Below are 20,256 nucleotides of genomic sequence, written 5' to 3'. Positions count from 1 at the left end.
TTATGCCCTTATCTCAGTAATGATCTCTATTTTAGACGCGTCTGTAGAGCCGTCTAGGATCAGCTCGCCGATGCTTGCTGCGCGGATTAGCCCGCTGCTTGGATTTTTGACGCTATCGATCGCGCCTTTTACCTCGGCATGCACGTCGCTGTATTCAAACGCTAGCGTCGTGTTTATGAGCTCGCAGTCTTGCAGGCGCAAATTTTGCATATAGCAAAAACCCTGTAGGCTCTCGATCTTGCAATTTTTCAGCGTCACGTTTTTAGAATTCCAGCCGAAGTACTCGCCCGCGATGAAGCAGTCCTCGACCACGATATTTTCGCAGTTCCAAAACGCGTCCTTGGAGAGGAGTTTGGAATTTTTAATCGTTACGTTTTTGCAGCCGTCAAAGCAGTAATCCCCGAAGAGCGATAGGTTTTCGATGCTTAAGCTTTCGCAATCAAGCCCGAAATACGCGCCCTTTGCGGTGACGTTTTTTAGCGTGACGTCGCTGCAGTGCCACAAAGTCTCCTGCGCGTCGTGGAATTCCACGTTTTGCAGCGCGGCGTCTTTTACGCGGCGAAACCCCTTGGGCGCGCCGTAGAGGCAGTCTTTTAGTACCACGCCGCGGCTATACCAGATCCCTGCGCGCGCGATCTCGTCGAAGAAGCAGTCCTGCGCGCGGATATTTTCGGCATACCAAAACGGATATTTCCACTCAAATTTACAGTTTTGCGCGACGATATTTGCGCTGTGTTTTAGCGGCGACTCGCCCTCGCCGAAGACGGAATTTTCGATCCGAAGATCCTTTGCGCCGAACAACGCGCGCTCGCCGCTAAAGTGCTTTTGTCTTAATATTTGCATGGCTTTCCTTAAATTTTAAAATTTGCTTCAGATTATACAAGGAATTTCAAAATTCCGCGTAGCTTGGGCGTATGAAACGCAAGCGAATTTTAAAAATTTTAAAATTTAGAGGCGGCGAGGGGCTAAATTTGACGCGCCTCGGTAGTGGTTACGAAACATATGCGGCGAATGCACGACAAATCGCCGCGCGCTTATAAAGGCGTTTTTGTAAACGCCCTAATGAAGCGCGCCTAGATCACTACGGCTATTCGCGTATTCGTTAGGCACCCGTATCTGCCCACGATAGGCACCACTTGAAAGCCGAATAAAAATTTATCGCGAGTGGCGTTTTATAAAATTTGTAAAATTTTCTACAATCAACGTGCAAGTTCCCCTAAAGCGTCGTGTCTGAAAAAGCGCAAATTTTACCCCGCGCACAAACGGGGTGCGTCTAATGCTCGTGGTTATGCAAGTGGATGTCTTCGCCGCGGTCTCGATCTGTAGCACGCTTTCGCAGATCAAAATACACAAAAAGCCCACTAGGCTCGCCATCCTCGTAAATTTCAAGTTTGTAGCGCATTACGGCGTGCGTGCACACTGCAACATCAAGCGTCGCTTCATAGCCGTCTGCGCTGCGCTTTAGCGGGAATTCCGCATTGCCCATATTCATACTCACGCCTGAAATTTTAACGCTCGGATTTTTCAGCTCACGCGAAATTTCGCTTATTTTTAGCTCGTTTGCTCCCGCTTCGATCGGATGGCGCGCTACGCTAAAGAGCGCCTTCTGCCCGCCGGCGTTAGTCTCGCAGTCCTGTGCGGCTAGATTGCAACCCAGACGCGTCCTTATATCCTTAAATAATGCATCGCTCTCATCCGCGCTAAATCCTAAAGTAGCGGCGAAAATCAAGCTAAAACGTAGAGCCTTTATCATTATGATCCTTTGTAAATGAAATTTATGCGCAATTTTAGCAGAAAATTCCGCGCCTATTAAAAATATTTATTAAAATTTTAGCTAAAATAACGATATCTTCTACGAAAGGATGAAAAATGGCTGAGTTTTTAATCAAAGACGCCAAGGACGGCTGCAAATTCGATCTACTCTATGACGGACACGTGCTATGTACTTCGGAGGTTTACACGAGCAAGACCGCTTGCAAAAACGGCATCGAAAGCGTAGCAAAAAACGCCGCGCTAAATAAGATCGAGGATCAAATCGCGGGCGGAGAAAAGCTAAACAATCCAAAATTTGAGCTTTACACCGATAAAGCAGGCAAGGTTCGCTTCCGCCTAACGGCCAGCAACGGACAGATCATCGCCGTTAGCAAAGATTTTGAAGCCAAAGCGGACGCTCTAAAAGTAATAGAGCTTATCGTAAAACAGGCTGCAAAAGCCAAGATCAAGGAGGCGTAAATGGACATAAACGGACTTGTAAATATGGTCTCTGCACTCAAAAACGACGATAAAAATTTAAGAGAATTTCAAAGCGGCCCTGTCGCTTTTATCGAAAAATTTCTAGGCGTGGACCTGCCCGATGACCAGATAAATGCGATAATTGCGGGCATTAGCTCAAATTTTTTAAGCAAAAACGAAAGCGGCGGATCTAGCTCGCTAGGCTCGATGTTGGGCGGACTTTTGGGCGGCGGCGAGGACGTGCAAGCAAACGCCGTCGATAGCAAAGGCGTGGATTTTAGCGCGCTGATCGGCAAAATCGCAAGCGCCAAGCTCGACCTTAACGGCGACGGTAAAATCGATATCAACGACGCAAGTAGCTTTTTGGGCGATCTTTTAGGAGGCGGCGCAAACGGCGAAAATAAGGGGCTAAATTTAGGCAGCCTGCTAAAAACGTTTAAAATTTAAACGAGCTAAATTTAAAATGCAGGCCGGATTTTAACGCGACGATGTTTAAATTTGCGCGCGCTATTTTAATCCGCGCCTGCGTCGTTTAACGCTCGCGTAAAGAATTTAAATTTATACTGCATTGCGCACAAAAACCTTGCGCTTAATTAAGGAGGGCTAAAATTTAAAGCAAAAGTTATTTAAAATTTAACCCGTTTTACTTTTGCAGAATTTTATTTATAGTGCCTTTGCGGAGCGCCCTGCTCGACTCTCTTTAAATCCTCGTTTCAAGGTGAAACAACCTCAAATGCCGCTTAAATTTTATCTTTGTCCTTCAAACGTCCGCTTTAAATTTAGTCACTCTTTAGCTCTGTTTTATTTCTTTACTGATTCAAATTTCCATGTAGCGCACCATAGCATATCGTCAAATTTCATCAAAATTTTAAAAACGGCTATAAATTAAGCGCGAAAGAGTTTGCCTAAAAAGGATATATTTTATTTCTATTTACTGTTTAGGTAGTATAATCGTTCTCGTCCGACAAGATAAAACCTCCTTTTTGTATGAAGCCCGAGCGTAAAAGCTCGGGCTTTTTTTATACCCGAAATTCTGCTATAATCCCGCCAAAAACTGCAAGGAATTTTATGCTTACACATATCGACGAAAACAATATGCCCCGCATGGTAGATGTCGGCGCCAAGGACGAGAGCGAGCGCGTAGCCACCGCTAGCGGCATCATACGAATGAGCGCGGAGGCGTTTGCCGCCGTCAAGCAAAATACGGCGAAAAAAGGCCCCGTGCTTCAAACCGCCGTAGTTGCCGCGATAATGGGTGCTAAAAAGACGAGCGAGCTAATACCGATGACTCATCCGCTTACGATTACTTCGATTAAAACCGATATTGAGGAGCTTACGAGCGAGTACGCGTTTAAGCTTTTCGTAACTGTGAAAATCGCGGGCAAAACGGGCGTCGAGATGGAAGCGCTAACGGGCGTGAGCGTGGGACTGCTGACGATTTATGATATGCTAAAAGCGATAGACAAATCGATGCAGATCACCGATGTCGTGCTGCAGCGCAAAGAGGGGGGTAAGAGTGGCGTGTATATTAGGGGCTGAAAAGCCAAAAATCGACTATCCACTCTTTTGGGAATATAAAGTAGTCCTAGACGCGACTACCCAAAAGCGCGAGCAGATCGATGAAATTTTAAAGGGCGAAAATTACAAAATAGACTTTTCGCGCTTTTCAAACGGCGGCAAATATATGAGCTTCAACGTAAGCGTTTTCGTTAAAGACGACTTGCATCGAAACGAAATTTTCGAGCGCTTAAAAGCCCACTTTAAATATGTATTGTGACAGGAGATGAAATGAAAGAAGCATTAATCAAAAAATTCGGCGCCGATCTCGCGCAAATTTCACAAGCCGAGCTAGCCTCATATGTGCAAGAGCTCGCCTTGCAAGAAGCCACGAAGGCTTTGTGTGAGCTTGACGACGAGAGTAAAAGCGCCAAAAGCACGCAATTAATCCTAGACTTCGCAGCCGAGTTAAAAGACGCGGGCGCGCTTAGCGATGAGACGGCAGAAGCCCTACTTAACGGCGTTAAAAAGGCGCTGTGCGACGAGGACGAGCAGGCTCTTTACAAACTCATCTACGACTACGACGATCTGCGCAAAAAGATCGCTTGTAAACAAAAGGCGATTAAAACCCTTGTTTTGCGCAGCTACGACGATCTGGATACCGCGCTGCAAAACGCAAACGAAGCGGAGCTAAAAGAACGCATAGGCTCGGCGCTACAGCGAGCGATCGCGAGCAAACTTCCGCTTGCGGACGTACTTAAAGAAGCAAGCGAACTGGCCTTCATAAGCGTGCTAGAAAGCGGAACCGACATCGAGGATACCGCGCACGAGACGGCGAAAAACATCGCATTTTCAGCTATCGGCGACGGGGAATTTACGAAATTCCGCACTAAAGAAATTTCAAAAATCATCATAAATCGCGCGATTTTCGTCGCAAACGAGAGCAAAAATACGGCCTCTGCGCTGATTAGAGGCGCGATTTTAGGCTGCTACGACGGCATAAATAAAGCTGCCGAAAGATACCGCGACGAGCTAAGTTTCTCGCCAGCAAGCGACGCACAGAGCCTAGAGAACGAAAGACTTCAAATTTCGCAGATGAGTGAGCTATTTAGCGCCGTGCTAAGCGATGCGGTCGCAAGCTCGGAGGAGCCCGCTAAAAGCGAGATCGCCAAGATCGCCGATGAAGAATTCGGAGGCTACCTGGCTAAATTTAGAAAAATTTCAAGCGATCTTGCCGAGCAACTAAGCGCCAAAATCGGCGAGATCGAACTTGGCGAGCGCGCGAAAAAGGCGAGCGCCAAAGCGCGCGAAATCACTCAAGAGCTAAGCCAAAAAAGCGCCAAAATCATCGAAAACCTCGATCTGGACGAGAAACTGGACGCAATCAAAAAAGAGCTCAGCGAATTTGAAAAGAAGATGAGCCAAAAATTTGCCGAGCTAAAAAGCTCCGAGGTCGCCAAAAACGTAAGCGAAAGGGCGCGCGAGATGAGCGCTAAGGCTTACGAGGCGGCAAAAGAGACGATCGCCAAGCTAAAGTCCAAAAAGGACTAAATGGGCGCCGCGGGCGCGAAATCCTAGCGTCAAGTATGGCGCCCACGGCTTTACGTTGCATAATTTACTCGCTTGCCTTAAAGTCCGCACCCTCCAAAATAATGGAGCTTTCATTAGAGTTTGCGAGGCTTATGCGGAATTTTTCATGCGCTTTAACGGCGCTGTAAAATTCCATGCTGATAAGAATTTTACGAATTTTGCATAGCTAAATTTAGATGCGCGCTGCAAAATTCCGTGCCGCCAAAAATCCTACGGCGATGCGAGACCCCGGTCCAACCAAATCTTGCCGCAGCGATAAAATTCTAAGTGTAAAATTTTATAGCTGACGCGGCACATATAAAATTCCAAAAACGGCGCAGATTTTTAAGCTTAAAATTTCATCGTACAAATTTGCATAGCCGAATTTTAAAATTCTAAACGCATAAAATTTAAAATTCCGCCCCAAAGTGATATAGCACGGTTTGCAGTTTGAAATTTTATCCCGACGCGCGCAAATGAAATTCCGCGAGATAAAATTCTACGAAAAGGCGTCTTGGCGTTTGGCATTTCTGCGATCATTTCAATTCCCACAACGAAATTTCATTGCAGTGCAAGATGCAATGTGAAGGGATACCGCTAAGCTAACAATTAGAATTTTGCGTTGCAAAGATTAGCGCGGCTTATTTCGAATCATAGCGACATCCGAGCCCATTTTATCGCGCGATTTGATTGCGCAAATTTCAAATTGCTCTTATCCACCCAAACCGAGCGCCTGGTGTAAATGAAATTCCGCCATATTTATCATAGTCTACGCTACGTAAATTTAAAAGCTGTACCCCCCCCTACTTTATTTGGGCACAGAGGTGCCTTGTTTATACAGCGCCGCGTTTAGATAAAACACTGCTTTCACACAGCAATGCCTCGTTTACGCCACGATAAAATTCTGCGAAATCTCCGCTAAATTTTATCGCTAAATTACAAAGCCCAATTCTATTTTAAAGGAGACGGCCGTCCTTAAATTTTACGACAAATTCCAAATAGATCGCGCCTGCAAAATCCGGCAATCCAAAATAAAATTCTAAAAATTTAACCAAATTTTGCTAAAATCGTCGCAAAATTTTAAGGAGAAAAGATGAAAAAATTAGCTCTTTTAATATCCTTTGCTGCGATGATGATTTTTAGCGGCTGCGCGAGCACCACGCAAGGCGGCGCCGTAGGCATCGATCGCTCGCAATTCATCACCGTAAGCGAAGCTGAAATGGATCAAAGTGCCGCGCTTGCCTACAGGCAGATTACCGCCCAAGCAAACGCCAAGCATGTCCTAAATACCGATAAAAAGCTAACTGATCGCGTTAGAGGCATCTCGAGGCGCCTAATCGCTCAAGTTGGCGCATTTCGCAAAGACGCACTGAAATGGAACTGGCAGGTAAATGTCATCAACGACCCTACGATCAATGCTTGGTGTATGCCTGGCGGTCGCATCGTCGTATATACGGGCATCATCGAAAAGCTTAAGCTTACCGATGCCGAGTTAGCTGCTATTTTGGGGCACGAGATGTCGCACGCACTGCGCGAACACAGCCGCGAGCGAGCCTCGACTGAACAGATGAAAGATGTCGGTATCGCCGTAGCAAGCTCCGCAGCAGGGCTTGGAGATCTAGGCTCAGCAGCTTTGAACATGGCGGCGCAGTACACATTCACGCTGCCGTTTTCGCGCACGCATGAGACGGAGGCCGATCTGATGGGCGTCGAGCTGATGGCGCGCGCGGGATACGATCCAAGGGCGGCGATAAATGTCTGGGAGAAGATGAATAAGCTAAATGAGAGCCATCCACTTAAATTTATGTCCACACACCCTTCAAACGACGATCGCATCGCCGATCTAAAAGAGGTGATGCCAAAAGTCTTGCCGCTTTACGAGGCTGCCGCGAGAAATAGATAGTCTTGCGATTTAAAATTTCGCAAGAGTTTGCGCGCTGAGGTTTTTTAAGTAGCAGGTTTTATCGTCGCATTTAAATTTCTTAATGGACTTGCGCGCGGCGCTAGGATTATCCGTCGCCGCGCCGAAGCTCTATCGCGATAGAATCTCGCCGTGACAAAGGCCTGCCGTGGCGCGAAATTTTAAATTACCGCAAAATTCTACCAATACGCGCGATAAACATAATCCGCGCTGAGATAAAATTTCATTTCAAAATGCAAGTGCCGGACGGAATTCTGCCGCATAGGAGGCCGAAATACCCGTCGATGCAGAATTTTACGGCGCGAAATTTTACTATTTTAAGCGCGGCGAAATTTAGAGTAAAATTTTGCTCCTTTGGACACAGATAGAATTTTACCGCGGTCGTATACAAATGAAATTTTGCGGCCGTAGCCCAGTATGAAAATAAAATTTATTCGGCCGGGTGGCAGGTTTTAGCGCTATTTTGCGCAGCGACAAGTCTCGCGCGGACAGATGAAATTTCGTGCGATAAAAGAAGCAAAATTTCAACTCTGCAAAATTCTACGAGCGGCGCGAGGCATTTTCCATATCTTTTGGATTTTAAAGCGTTTTTAGATATAATCATAAATATTTATTTTTAAATTTCAAAGGATAAAAAATTTGGACACGGACAGTTCGGTTTTAATGTTAGTTTTAGCTTTTGTATTCATCTTTATGAATGCTTTTTTTGTTCTTTCGGAATTCTCAATCGTCAAAGTAAGAAAGTCTCGCCTCGAAGAGCTTATCAAGGATAAAATTCCAAACGCAAAGCTCGCTTTTAAAATTTCAAACTCCCTTGATACCTACCTCAGCGCCACTCAGCTAGGCATTACGATAAGCTCGCTCGCCCTCGGCTGGATCGGTGAGCCCGCGGTATCGAGACTGATCGAGCTGCCACTAAGATCCATCGGCATAGGCGGCGGAGCGGCGGCACATACGATCGCCTTCGTCATATCTTTTACGCTCGTTACGCTATTTCACGTCGTGCTTGGCGAGCTGGTGCCAAAATCCATCGCTATTGCTAAAACCGAGAAGATCGTGCTTTTCATCTCTAGGCCGCTTCATATTTTTTGGATTATGTTTTTTCCGATCATCAAGGCGTTTGATTTCATAGCTGCCGTTTCGCTTAAAATCATCGGCGTAAAGCCCGCCAAAGAGAGCGAGCTCGCGCTTTCTGACGAAGAGATCAAAATCATCGCGAGCGAGAGCCTAAAAGGCGGTGTGCTCGATAGCCTAGAGACCGAGATCATCAAAAATGCCGTCGATTTCAGCGACACGGTCGCTAAAGAGATAATGACGCCAAGGCGCGATCTCATATGCCTAAATAAGCAAAAAAGCTACGATGAAAACTATGCAACCGTATTGCAGTCGAAATTTACGCGCTTCCCGTATATCGACGGCAGCAAAGACAACGTCCTGGGCCTCATCCATATCCGCGACATCATCCAGCAAAGGGGAGATAAAAGCTTCGATAAGATCGTGCGCAAACTCATCATCGTGCCTGAAAACAGCCCGATCTCTAAAATTTTACCGATGATGAACAAACAGCGCGTGTTTGCCGCGCTCGTCATCGACGAATACGGCGGCACGGCGGGATTTTTGACGATGGAAGATATAATCGAAGAAATTTTCGGCGACATCAACGACGAGCACGACGCGAATGCGCAAAATTTCAAACGTATCGACGAGAATACCTTTGAGTTTAGAGGCCGCTTCGAGATCGAAGGCGTCGAGGAGGTGATGGGCATCGACTTTGATGAGGAGACCGAACAGCTAACGATCGGCGGCTACGTCTTTAATCTTTTCGGCAGCCTACCTGAAATAGGCGATAAAATAAGCGATGAAAACTGCGACTATGAAGTGCTGCGAATGGATGGCACAAGAGTTTCGCTCGTAAAAGCGATCAAAAAAGTAGTCGCGCAACCGCAAGAAAACGAAGAAGCGGAGAAAAATAACTAAGCCAAAGTATGGGTTAATAAAATTCGCTCTGTGATGCTGCGTGCCGGAAATTTCAAGCGCGCTGCCGCTTACGACGCTCCCAATTCCCATCTAGGGTAAAAATTTATTCACCGCTCCCGCATATATTAGGCACAGGAATGCCCGCCGCCCTTCAGAGCGCCATAAAGTGCTATTTATAAGTCCTCTGCATATTACAAACGAAAGGTGAAATTCTACCGCGAAAATTCTGCCAGAGCGGCGTTAGATAGAATTTCTCGATGACCCTGTTTTCTTGCGAGATCGTAAATTTTAAAATTTCAAAATTTCGCGGAATTTTAAAATTCTAATTGATCTAAATTTCTCGCCTAACTTAAATAGTAAGCCCTGCCGCAAGCCCAGGCCAAGTGAATTTTAAAGCCAAAGCCTAAGCGCAAAATTCCGCGAAGAAATTCTAAAATTATAAAGATAAAATTTTGCCGCGCAGTATCGCAGAATTAACTCTATCGATTTTGATCATAAAATTCCGCCAATCCTACTTTAAAAATTTGCGATTTTAAATTCTAAAAATCCTCAGTAATCAAATCGGCACGCCTTAAAATTCCGCATAAATAAATCTTAAATTCCTTTTTGCTACCATAACGAAAATTTTTCACACGGATGGCTTTATGACAAAACACAAATTCTCATCGCGTTGGGCCTTTATCATCGCTTGCGTGGGCTCTGCTGTAGGTATGGCAAATGTCTGGGGCTTCCCTTACAAACTCGGCACAAACGGCGGTGGCGCATTTTTGCTAATTTACGTTTTTTTCGTAGCGCTGTTTTCATACGTAGGCCTAAGCGCCGAATACGCGATCGGTCGCCGCGCCAAAACAGGCACGCTGGGCTCATACGAATACGCGTGGAAAAGCCGCGGACTGGGCGCTATCGGTAAGGTTATCGGCTGGCTACCGCTTGCCGGTTCGATGTGTATCGCAGTAGGCTATGCCGTCATCATCGCCTACGTTTTAAAGGCGCTAGTCCAAGCCATAGACGGCTCGCTAATGAGCGAAAATACCGATACATGGTTCAACTCTTTTGCCCTTACGCCCTACTCCGTGGTACCTTATCACTGCATAATCGTCGCAGGCACGCTGCTGACGCTGTTTTTCGGCGCCAAAAGCATCGAAAAAACGAATAAAATTATGATGCCGCTATTTTTCGTGCTATTTGCAATTTTGGCAATTAGGGTCGCGACGCTGCAAGGCGCTGCAGGCGGATATGCGTTTCTTTTTGGCGCCGATTTTACTAAGCTAGCAGATCCGATGGTTTGGATTTCTGCGATGGGACAGGCATTTTTCTCGCTATCAATTACGGGCTCAGGGATGATCGTCTATGGCGCGTATCTATCCAAGGACGAAGACATCGTATCTGCGGCGAAAAATACCGCGCTATTTGACACGCTAGCCGCGATGGTAGCTGCGCTAGTGATGATCCCTGCAGTATTTGCTTACGGAATGGATCCCGCGGCGGGGCCTAAGCTACTTTTCGTAACTCTGCCTAAAATTTTGCAAGATATGGCGGGTGGTAGAATTTTTGCGGTGATTTTATTTACCGCCGTGATTTTTGGTGGAATTTCATCGCTTCAAAATATGTTCGAAGTAGTCGCCGAATCGCTAATGCATAAGTTTCCAAGGCTAAGCCGTGCATTCACGCTTGCATTATTGTGCGCGATCTGCCTGGGCGCGGGCCTTGGTATGGAAGCGATAAGCTCATGGGGTCCGTGGATGGATTTCGTATCGATTTATATCATTCCGATCGGAGCAGTAATCGGCGCGATATCGTGGTTTTGGGTGATTAAGCGGAATGAAATTTTAGATGAGATCAATCTAGGCGCAGAGAGGGTTCGCGGCAAGCTCTGGTATGATATCGGGCGCTTTGTCTATGTCCCGCTGGCGCTACTTTTATGCATAATCGCGCTTAGTATGCATATTTCGTTTTGAATTAAAATCTTGCTAGATTTAGAATTAATAGTGTTCTTTCGTAATGGAGTTTTAGCAAAGCACATTTATAAATCATTGCATTATCCATTATAAATAATGTATAATGCAATCAAAAAGGAGACAATATGACGCGATCTATAAACGTAAATTTTAGAATGGATGCCGAGCTTAAAAAAGGGTTGGAGGAAGTATGTTCTGAAATGGGGCTAAATTTAACTACTGCTTTTACAATATTTGCTAAAAAAGTATTGCAAGAACGCAAAATTCCTTTCGAGCTGACAGCAGATCCCTTTTACAGCCACGAAAATTTATCTCATCTTAAGCGCTCTTTTGACGAATTAAAGGAAAATAGCGGGATTGAGCACGATTTGTTAGAAGCGGATCGATGAAAAAAATCTGGTCGCAAGAAGCTTGGAAGGATTATCTGTATTGGCAGGAAAATGATAAAAATATCCTAAAGCGCATAAATAAGTTAATCCTAGATATAGGGCGTAACGGCTACGATTGTATAGGCAAACCCGAAGCGCTAAAGGGCAATTTATCGGGGCTTTATAGTGTTAGAATAGATGGAAAAAATCGGATCGTATTTAGAATATCTAATGGCGCCATAGAAATAGCTCAGTGTAAAACTCACTATGGAGATAAGTAAAATACGCACAAAAGCATCAATATCAAAGCGGTAGTATTTGTCCCAATAAAAACTTTCACACCCAAAAAAAGCGTAGAATTTTAAAATTTTATCTTATTTTATGGCTTAAAATTTTGAAATTCAGTGCAGATTTAAAGCAGTAAATTTCAAAATTTTACCTTGGCTGTTAAAAAGAAATTTCGTCATCAAATTTAACAATAGAAATTACTTTTTAATAAATACCGTATCTACAAAAGAGTATCGTGAGCTGCTGCAATATTTCAAGGCGCTAAACGTAAAAATAGAAGAAGATCGGACCGACTTTATACCGCAGGCTCAAAATAGCGGCTATTTCACCGATAAAAACGAAATTTACAGCGACGATTTTAGTGATACACAAATTCCGAAGAAAAATTTTAAATGGAAGCTTAGGCGGTTTTTTAGTTTGGATTGAAATTTTAGTCCAAACGGCAAGTTCTTAAATTTATCGAGAATTTCACGAGCAAATAGAGAGTAGGGCGGCGAGGCAAATATTGCTTGCTGTTATCTCCAGCCTGCCACAGCTCAAAGTTACGATAAATCAAATCAACTCAGTCATCACTGCAAGCGCAAGGCTATAAAATTTAAATCAGCTCCGCGACCTATCGTTGCAGTCGCGAGGCTATAGCAAGCAAATTGGTCCCGATACACAGCCGCGACTATATAAAGCCGCGGCAAGTCGAAATCGATATGTCTCGCCGTAGCAAAACCACGGCGAGCTTGACTAAAGCCTGTAGAGGATCGGCGTATCTGGTTCAAGCCAGCAATGAGCCAGTCTTAAACCCCAGACCGCTTCTAATCCTTACTTCGCCCCTTTAGGCGGCATAAACGCGGTTAGTTTGATATCCTCGCCCGCCTTGTGTTTATAAAGCTCAATATCTACTAACGCCGTGTGCGCGATGTTGCCGTTGGCAAGCTCGCTCGTAGGAAGATCGATCGTAAGTACGTTCGGATTTCCGTTTTTGCAAAGCCCCTCGGCGTTAGGATCGTACCACGCGCCTTCGAATATCTGCACCACGCCGCGCATTATGTCATCGCTTACGTTGGCTCCCGCTAAAATTTCACCGCGAGCGTTATACACGCGCACCAGATCGCCCTGCTTGATACCGAGCTCCTTAGCGTCCTCGGTATTTATTAACACCGGCTCTCGATCCGCGACGGCGTATCTCTTGCGATTTGAGGTGTTGCTCTGCTGTGAATGCAAGCGGTCATACGGATGCAGACTAATCAGGTGAAATTTCGCAGGCTTATCCTTCATCCCGAGCCACTCGACGGGCTCGAACCACATCGGATGCGCGCCGCAATCTTTGTAGTTCATCGCTTCGATCGTATCGGAGTAAATTTCAATCAGCCCGCTAGGCGTTCCCAAAGCCTCCAAAACAGGATCATTTCTAAAATCCTCAAAGCTCACGTATGCAGCACTCTCTGGCGTTTCGTAAAATTCCGTCGGCTCGTTTTTCTCCCACCACTGCTCAAAGCTCGGCATCTGTATTCCCAAAGCGGTGTTTGCGTTCACGGCGCCAGCCGCTCCTTCGTAAAATTCTTTGATCCAGTCCATCTCCGTTTTGCCGCCGTCCGTATAGACTTCGGCAAGCCCGTCAGCGTAGGCCTTACAAAGATCGGTAAAAATTTGATAATCGTCCTTCGCGCCGTGCTGCTTGGCGACGACCTGCTTCATAGGAATGATATGCATATTGGAGTAGTCCCCGCTCATCGTAATGTCGTTACGCTCATACTCCGTCGTGGTCGGGAACACGATGTCCGCCATCTTCGCAGTCGGCGTCCAGTAAATTTCATTCACTACGATAGTGCGCGGCTTGCGCCAAGCCTTGATATTGGTGTTGGTGTCTTGATGGTGCACGATCGGATTTCCGCCGACCCAGTAGATAAAATCTATCTTCGGATAGGTGATCTTTGCGCCATTCGCGTCGATCGTCTTGCCCGGATTTAGCAGCACGTCCGCGATGCGAGCTAGAGGGAAGGCAACCTTCGCCGTATTTACTAGCCATGCTTGGGCTGCTTCGCCGCCTTGCTTCTGATCCTGCGCAAGCCCTAAAAATTTGCCGTCCTTAACGACGCCGACGCTTGCCGCGTTCATTCCGCCGATCACGCCGCCCGCGCAGGTAGGCGCGCCGCCGTTAGCGTAATGGTAGCTAAAGCCAAAGCCGCCTCCGGCAAGTCCGATCTGTCCTAGCATCGCGCACAAAGTTACGATCATCCAGTGCGCCTGCTCGCCGTGATGAGCGCGTTGGATCCCCCAGCCCGCCATTATCATCGTGCGATTTTCGTAAAATTTTATCGCAAGCTCTTTGATCACGTCCGCGCTAATGCCACAAATTTCACTGGCCCACTCGGGCGTCTTAGCCACGCCGTCGCTCTGCCCCGTGAGGTACGGCACGAATTTTTCAAAGCCCACGGTGTAATTTTGTAAAAATTCCTTATCGTACTTGCCTTGCGAGTAGAGGTGCTGCGCCATGCCTAGCATCATCGCTACGTCGGTGTTAGGGCGAGGAGCGATCCATCGCGCCTTGCCTTCGAAATACTTGCCGCTTACGGTTTTGATCGGATCAATGATGATGATCTCTTTGTCGCTGTTTTTTAGCTGCTCGAAATACTTAAATCCCTGCTCGTCAGAGCTCGTCCATGCCACGCGAAGCGTAGAGATCGGATTGAGCCCCCAAAAGACTACAACTTTAGAGTTTTCAAGCACCACCGGCCACGAGGTTTGCTGCTCATAGACCTGATTTGAGCCGGTTACATAAGGCATGATGACCTGCGCCGCGCCCGTAGAATAGTCGCCCGTGACGCCCGTAAAGCCGCCGCTTAAGTTCATAAATCTATGAAGCAGCGTCCTTGAGACATGCACGTTGCCCGTGCTCTGCCAGCCGTAGCTGCCCGCAAACACCGAGTCCGCGCCCTTTTGCTCGCGCGTCTTTTTAAGCTCGCGCGCGACGAGTTTGATCGCATCTTCATATTTTACCTCGACCCATTCGTCAAGTCCGCGAAGCTCTGGCTTAGGATTATCGGGATCGGCGAGATATGATTTTCGCACCATCGGCGCTTTGATGCGCGTGTTATAAACGAGATCCGCCATCGTATTTTGAAGAGTATTTGGAATTTTAGAGGTGATCTTCCACGGCGCGGATTTTACGATCTTGCCGTTTTTGACGCTCGCTTTTAAAATTCCCCACCGCGCCGCGGTTAAAATTTCGCCGTTTTTCTTAAGCGCGGTAAGTTTATCCGCCGCAAGCATCGAGCTTGGGATGAGCGGAAGCGCCGAGACCGCCGCGCCGAGCTTTAAAAAATTTCGTCTTTTCATTTCATATCCTTTAAATTTACGTCCTTGGAGTGCTTTTGCAGATACTGCACCACCGTCCAGCTCTCGTCTTTGCTAATAGGCGTGCGCGAAAGCATCGATTTTATGTAGCCGGGCCATTTGTTTGCCTCGTAGCTTGCGGGCTGATGCAAGGCATGGCAGACGCTACACGAGGTTTCGAATTTTTCTTTGGCTTCGGCGAAAATTTTATCCACGTCGCCGCTTAGCGCGCCCTCGTCGGTGTAGGCGGTTATTTTAACCTTATTAAAGCCGTCCTCTTCGCCCAAGCTCTCGCTTTGAAATTTAGCCTGCTTCGAAAACGCCAGCGCGATTATGCGCGCTTTAGGCGTAAAATAAATAACGTTGGGCGCCTTTGGATTTTGATAGCCCGTGATCGAAAATTTCACTACTCCGTCCTTGACCTCCAAGACCTCTATGGCATTCGTAGGCAGTAGCCTGCCGTCCTTGTGCGACAAATCGCCGCTTACGCTTACCTGCTTTAGCACCGTGCCGTAAAGCGTTTCGCCCGCCTTAACCTCGGCGCCAGCGTAGCTTGCGATCGCAGCCGCAAGAGCCGCCGCAGCCGCAATAGAATTTAAAAACTTCATGCTTATCCTTTCTTAAAATTTTAAAAACTTCTCGTAAATCTGCCGTATAAAAAGCCCGCAAACATCACGGCTAAAACCGCTGCGAATGCCGCAAAGGCTACCTGCGCGCACTGCGCCGCGTCTGCAAATTTAATGCCTGGCACCAGATAAAATCCCTCGCCGTAAAATCCGCCAAAAAAACTCTGCACTTCGCTAAGCGCGGTGCCTGCGGGGAAGGACGGGGTGCCCGTGCAGCTTGCGGGGCGAAATAGCTCCGGTAGCAGGCTATCAAGCGGCGCCGCAAAAGGAAATGCGGGCGCTGAGAGGCAATTTGCGGTATCCGCGGCGGGGTGCGGCGCGGAGCTTTGTAAATAGCCGTATATCGCGCCCGCAAATCCGAGCGCGTAGGCAATGAGCCTTGCTATGAAGCCAAACGGCATCAGCAAGCCTATAAGCGCGCCCGCGCCCGCTACGGCAAAGCCCAGACGCACGAGGGCGCTCGTCTGCGTAGGCGACATAAAAAGGTAGCGCTGAAAGAAAAAATACGATACCGCAAGATACCCAGCACTTATCACAAAGAGCCAAAACCACGGCGTAGCGGTATTTTGCCACGCGTAAACTTTCAAAATCAATCTATTCAAGATCTCCTCCGTCTTATAAAATTCTTAAGAATACTTTTTAATCTTAAGATTTAAATTTATGAGAGAATTATAGCAGTAAAAGATAAAAATTCAGGTCTACATTGCCCTAAATAGCGGAGTTTAATAAGCTTTAAGCTTAACGTATAAAATTTCAATTTTAAAATTTGACGCTCCTTGCGCAGCACAAAACGTTTTTGAGATATGAAATTAAAATGATAGATTTTATAAAATTTTATCTTTGTTCGAGCCTGTTTTGATAAAAAATATATCGATTTCCAAACTCCGTAGCTCCAGCACCCAATAAATATTATGAAGATGATATAATGAGCCGAAATTTTGAATAATATCACTTTATAATTTAAGGACGAGGTGCCGTGTGAAATTTAACATAAATGCCGTTATCGGCGGGGCGGATGATGTGCCGATCTATATGCCGGATATTATAAGAGCGGCAAGGCAAGAGATTAAAAGGGTTTTTAGCGATTTTGAAATGCGCTCGCTGCAAAAGATCGATATTTGCCTTTGTTTGAGCGGGGAAGTATCGAGATATTTTCCGAAATCCGGAATTTATCAACCGAAATATTATCTTAAAAGCAAAAAAATTATCGCGTATATTCATTTTAGCTCAGACGAGTGGGGCTCCGATAAAAAGACAAATGCGGATAAATTTTTAGAAAAGCCCAAGCAGTACCTTATAGAGCTTGGAGATATTACCGGACGGAAAATTGCGAATAATAGTTTGGAGTTTGACGATACGCAGTACAAAGACAATATAAATAAAATTTTTGAAAATTTAGTAGTAAATTGTTGAAATAAAATTTAAAAGGGCTATCTATCTGAAGCGGTAAAATTCCGCTTCAGATAAAGTGGGCGCTAACCGAGCCCGTGAAATTCCAAACGCCCTTAAGACGCGAAATAGCGACGAGGGAGTTTGGAATTTCATCATCAACGATAATTTTAAAATTTGCCTGAAATCTTATTGACGAGCTTAAGGCGCCTTGGTTGGCGCCTATAGAATTTTTAAAGCTCAAGCAGGCGATGCGCGAGCAGTGGAGGCAAGGCTAATTTTAAGCGAGGCGCTAAATCGCGGCTTTTAGCGCTTCAAATTTCGCGTCTTGCTCGGCTAGAAGCTGTCCTTTCTCATCGCGCGAGACGTAAATTTTAAAGATATTCTCGCCCGCCTTGTCGTAAAAGCCCACAAATTTCGAGAGCATCCCCATGAAAGTCTGCGTCACGAGGATGATCTTATCGATCTCATCCGTCTTTAGATGACCTGCTAAAATGCCCAGCCCGTGCGCCTCATCGCCGTTTGCGCCCATGCCGAAGTTATAATATCCGCGCGCGCTCTTGCCGCTTGGGATCTTGGTTTTAAACTCGATGATAAAGCTCGGCGTATTTTTTACGAAAAGTACCTCGCCCCAGCCCTCAAGCCCCCTAATGACCTCGCCGAATTTATCGCCGTTCGCGCTTTTTCCGAAGCGCTCGGGCAGATTTAGCAGTACGTCGATCTCCTTCGCGCCCAGCTCCTTGCAGATCTGCGCGATCGAAATTTTAGGATTTTGCGCAAACAGCGCCTCTATTCTCTCTTTCATTTTCATCCTTTCCGAAATAAAATTTTGAGCGCCATTATAATATAAAAATTCTAAGTTACAGATAACGGCAATCAATTAAAGCGTAATTGAAAAGATTATTTTAAGAAAAATTTAGCGCTGCAAAGTGCTTATGCGTAGAATTTTAAGTGATAATACAAAGAATTTCATCTGCACGGAATTTTAGAATTCTAAAATTCCGCAAAGTTTAGAGCTTTATCATAGCGGATCGTATCCGAAGCGATTGGACCCACTATCACCGCGCTGCACGAAAAACACAAGCAGCACTATCCAACCCACAAATGATACCAAAAGCCCGATATCGCCGAAAAAAGCACCCACGATCGGCATTAAAATAAGCAGAAAAAACCAGCCGCTTCTATCGGTATCATGTAATCGCCTGACTGATACAGCGATGGCTGGCACGAGCATAGCTAGTTGAAAAAGCGCATCTATAATGCCGATTTCTTGATGGACGATTTTGCCGGCTATTATTTGATTGTACCCTATCGTAGTGCCTAAAACGCCATCTATCAAGCTCAAAACAATCCCGCCAAGCACGGTAAATAGAAAAAACCACCAGTACTCCGACCTTGATGCTCGCCCGCTAAATGCGGCGTATTTTTGCTTTACGCAAGTTTGCACAGACTCCATAAAAGTCATTTTAAACTCCTTTTTTAAAATAATGTAGGATTATACTAATCGCCCCTTAAATTTAAATACCTAAAACTCCCGCCTATTCATCTGCCTTACGTGATACGCCAGATGCGCTAGGCCGTAGCCGCCTTTTGAAGCAGTAACCCCCTTGGTGGCGTAAACCGCTGAAATATTTAGAACTGCTGCGACAACCTGACCTATGGTAGATACTAGAACTAAAAGCTGCGAGCCAAGTATCGCAAGAACTAGAGTTATCATCTCCGTAGCCGCGATAACATAAAACGCTCTCAAATAGTCTTTCTCGCCACTACAATCATAAAGCTCCTTGCTAATTAATAACCGATAAATCAAATATACTAACATGCACACGCAAGAAACACACAGTGCAAAGACAGAAGGCTTAAAAAGCCCAAAGCCTATAAATACGATGATTAACGCACTTATAGTCGAAAAAACTCCAGCAATCGCAGCATTTGATAGCAAATCCGTGCTGCGTATTGCGCGCGCTAAAAAATATAGCCCTACAGCTAAACATATTACCAAAATAATCCCGATACCTTGTAGTGCACCAGCCTTGTCCGCATTTTTAATATATCCACTCACTGCACTTAGTACCTCAAGTCCAAATGCTACATAAAGAGCGGTTTCGGCATTAGATAGACTCTCGCCACATTCCATAACATCGTCCGCATAAAGATAGGTAATATCTCCCACACCTACGGATACATTTAGCTTTCGCACCATATCAGGCAACCTAAAAAAGTCGCTAATAAGCCAGATTAAAAATAAAACATTAGGCACCGAGAAAATAACCATAAAATGAAAAAAGCCCTGTTCTATATCTTTTAGGTCTGATGCTTGCACGTCCAAATCCGGACGAGATGAGTTTACAAGCGCCAACAGCTCGTTACTTTCTATACTCGTCCACATGACAGCAACCACTACTAAAAAAAGCCAGATGAGAAATGGCAGCCCACCTAAAAGCTGAAAAATCGCGGAGATTATACGCCCAAGATAAAATCTATGCGCGCCGAAAGGTCCGAGAAACATATAAAATACATAGGCTTTATTTAGATCGTAAGCCTTAGCCGCTGAGATCTGCCTTGCTGAGCTTTGCGTAGAGCCAATTCTATCGGAATTTAAGGAAGCTGAATTTTGCCAAGTGGAATTTTGCTCTGTAAAATTCTGCGAGTTCGCGGCATTTTTAGTAGAATTCAAGCCTTTGGCGTTAGAATCTTGCTCACTAGAGCCTGTCACGGCAGAATCTCGCAAAATAGAATTTTCTTCATCCGAGTCTTGAGCTGCAAAAGCTAAATTTTGCTCCGCAGAATTCTGTGGCGTAAAATTCTGCCTTGTGGAAGCGGAATTTTGCTCTATAGAATTCTGAGCCGCAGAATTTTGCTCGCTAGTATCATCCGCCGCAAGTTCTTCTTGCGCTAAATCTAAATTCTCAGATTGCTCCTGTGGTTTCTCATCCAGGGGCTTTTTTTCTTCGCCGCTTTTACGTCTTATGCTGGCTAGCGATGCAGGATTGCTGCTGCTGCCCCAAATATCTTCGCCCATCTGCTCTCCTTGATTTTTAAAGCAATTTTACCTGAAATTTAAGGAATTTTTGTATATTCGCCGCTACGAATTCAAAACAAAG

19 protein-coding genes are annotated in these 20,256 nt (G+C 45.8%); 11 read left to right on the top strand and 8 right to left on the bottom strand.

Going from position 1 to position 20,256, the window contains the following annotated elements:
* The gene (locus tag Q0460_RS10400) at window positions 1-843 is read right to left on the bottom strand and encodes a DUF3737 family protein (RefSeq protein ID WP_299086650.1); all 843 of its coding nucleotides are present in this window, start codon (window positions 841-843) and stop codon (window positions 1-3) included.
* Window positions 844-1,273: 430 nt separating this feature from the next.
* Window positions 1,274-1,753, bottom strand: coding sequence for a hypothetical protein (locus Q0460_RS10395; RefSeq protein WP_299086649.1), 480 nt, complete (start codon window positions 1,751-1,753; stop codon window positions 1,274-1,276).
* A 116-nt stretch (window positions 1,754-1,869) separates the two neighbouring features.
* Between Q0460_RS10395 and Q0460_RS10390 the strand changes: the two genes are divergently transcribed.
* From Q0460_RS10390 to Q0460_RS10345, 10 genes are all read left to right on the top strand, one after another.
* The gene (locus Q0460_RS10390) at window positions 1,870-2,232 is read left to right on the top strand and encodes a YegP family protein (protein ID WP_299086648.1); all 363 of its coding nucleotides are present in this window, start codon (window positions 1,870-1,872) and stop codon (window positions 2,230-2,232) included.
* On the top strand, window positions 2,233-2,679 hold the full coding sequence (locus Q0460_RS10385) for a hypothetical protein (protein WP_299086647.1): 447 nt from the start codon (window positions 2,233-2,235) through the stop codon (window positions 2,677-2,679).
* Between the two features lie 621 nt (window positions 2,680-3,300).
* A complete protein-coding gene (gene moaC / locus Q0460_RS10380; RefSeq protein WP_299086646.1) occupies window positions 3,301-3,771 on the top strand; it encodes a cyclic pyranopterin monophosphate synthase MoaC in 471 nt (156 codons plus the stop codon).
* Entirely contained in the window at window positions 3,749-4,009 is a 261-nt protein-coding gene (locus Q0460_RS10375; RefSeq protein WP_297943912.1) for a DUF493 domain-containing protein, read from the top strand. The genes moaC and Q0460_RS10375 overlap by 23 nt, the downstream gene beginning before the upstream one ends.
* An 11-nt stretch (window positions 4,010-4,020) precedes the next feature.
* Window positions 4,021-5,280: a hypothetical protein gene (locus Q0460_RS10370; protein WP_299086645.1), complete on the top strand. Its 1,260-nt coding sequence runs from the start codon at window positions 4,021-4,023 to the stop codon at window positions 5,278-5,280.
* Window positions 5,281-6,391: 1,111 nt separating this feature from the next.
* Entirely contained in the window at window positions 6,392-7,201 is an 810-nt protein-coding gene (locus Q0460_RS10365) for a M48 family metallopeptidase (protein ID WP_299086644.1), read from the top strand.
* A gap of 681 nt (window positions 7,202-7,882) precedes the next feature.
* Window positions 7,883-9,196, top strand: a complete 1,314-nt coding sequence (locus Q0460_RS10360) for a hemolysin family protein (RefSeq protein WP_299086692.1) — start codon at window positions 7,883-7,885, stop codon at window positions 9,194-9,196.
* Between the two features lie 644 nt (window positions 9,197-9,840).
* Entirely contained in the window at window positions 9,841-11,154 is a 1,314-nt protein-coding gene (locus tag Q0460_RS10355) for a sodium-dependent transporter (RefSeq protein ID WP_299086643.1), read from the top strand.
* A 125-nt stretch (window positions 11,155-11,279) separates the two neighbouring features.
* The gene (locus tag Q0460_RS10350) at window positions 11,280-11,543 is read left to right on the top strand and encodes a type II toxin-antitoxin system RelB/DinJ family antitoxin (RefSeq protein WP_297901724.1); all 264 of its coding nucleotides are present in this window, start codon (window positions 11,280-11,282) and stop codon (window positions 11,541-11,543) included.
* Complete coding sequence (locus Q0460_RS10345) at window positions 11,540-11,803, top strand: Txe/YoeB family addiction module toxin (protein ID WP_299086642.1); 264 nt, start codon at window positions 11,540-11,542, stop codon at window positions 11,801-11,803. Before Q0460_RS10350 ends, Q0460_RS10345 begins: the two co-directional genes overlap by 4 nt.
* Window positions 11,804-12,623: 820 nt before the next feature.
* Here the strand turns inward: Q0460_RS10345 and Q0460_RS10340 are convergent.
* Genes Q0460_RS10340 through Q0460_RS10330 form a run of 3 tightly spaced genes read right to left on the bottom strand, consistent with a single transcriptional unit; the run spans window position 12,624 to window position 16,365 of the window.
* On the bottom strand, window positions 12,624-15,140 hold the full coding sequence (locus Q0460_RS10340; RefSeq protein ID WP_299086641.1) for a molybdopterin guanine dinucleotide-containing S/N-oxide reductase: 2,517 nt from the start codon (window positions 15,138-15,140) through the stop codon (window positions 12,624-12,626).
* Window positions 15,137-15,745, bottom strand: coding sequence for a cytochrome C (locus Q0460_RS10335; RefSeq protein WP_299086640.1), 609 nt, complete (start codon window positions 15,743-15,745; stop codon window positions 15,137-15,139). Before Q0460_RS10335 ends, Q0460_RS10340 begins: the two co-directional genes overlap by 4 nt.
* 20 nt (window positions 15,746-15,765) lie before the next feature.
* The gene (locus tag Q0460_RS10330) at window positions 15,766-16,365 is read right to left on the bottom strand and encodes a disulfide bond formation protein B (RefSeq protein WP_299086639.1); all 600 of its coding nucleotides are present in this window, start codon (window positions 16,363-16,365) and stop codon (window positions 15,766-15,768) included.
* 376 nt (window positions 16,366-16,741) lie between these two features.
* On the opposite strand from Q0460_RS10330, the gene Q0460_RS10325 reads away from it, so the two are divergent.
* The gene (locus Q0460_RS10325; protein ID WP_299086638.1) at window positions 16,742-17,176 is read left to right on the top strand and encodes an Imm12 family immunity protein; all 435 of its coding nucleotides are present in this window, start codon (window positions 16,742-16,744) and stop codon (window positions 17,174-17,176) included.
* A gap of 268 nt (window positions 17,177-17,444) precedes the next feature.
* On the opposite strand, the gene hutX is transcribed toward Q0460_RS10325, so the two are convergent.
* From hutX to Q0460_RS10310, 3 genes are all read right to left on the bottom strand, one after another.
* Window positions 17,445-17,957 (bottom strand): heme utilization cystosolic carrier protein HutX, encoded by a 513-nt coding sequence (gene hutX, locus Q0460_RS10320; RefSeq protein ID WP_299086637.1) that lies wholly within the window; start codon window positions 17,955-17,957, stop codon window positions 17,445-17,447.
* 216 nt (window positions 17,958-18,173) lie between these two features.
* Entirely contained in the window at window positions 18,174-18,617 is a 444-nt protein-coding gene (locus Q0460_RS10315) for a DUF805 domain-containing protein (protein ID WP_297917733.1), read from the bottom strand.
* Window positions 18,618-18,677: 60 nt separating this feature from the next.
* Complete coding sequence (locus tag Q0460_RS10310; protein ID WP_299086636.1) at window positions 18,678-20,174, bottom strand: NINE protein; 1,497 nt, start codon at window positions 20,172-20,174, stop codon at window positions 18,678-18,680.
* Window positions 20,175-20,256: the final 82 nt, after the last annotated feature.

It is taken from the genome of uncultured Campylobacter sp., assembly GCF_937980635.1.
Taxonomy (GTDB): domain Bacteria; phylum Campylobacterota; class Campylobacteria; order Campylobacterales; family Campylobacteraceae; genus Campylobacter_B.
Note: the sequence above shows the minus strand (reverse complement) of the source record. Positions and strands in the feature narration are given on the sequence as shown.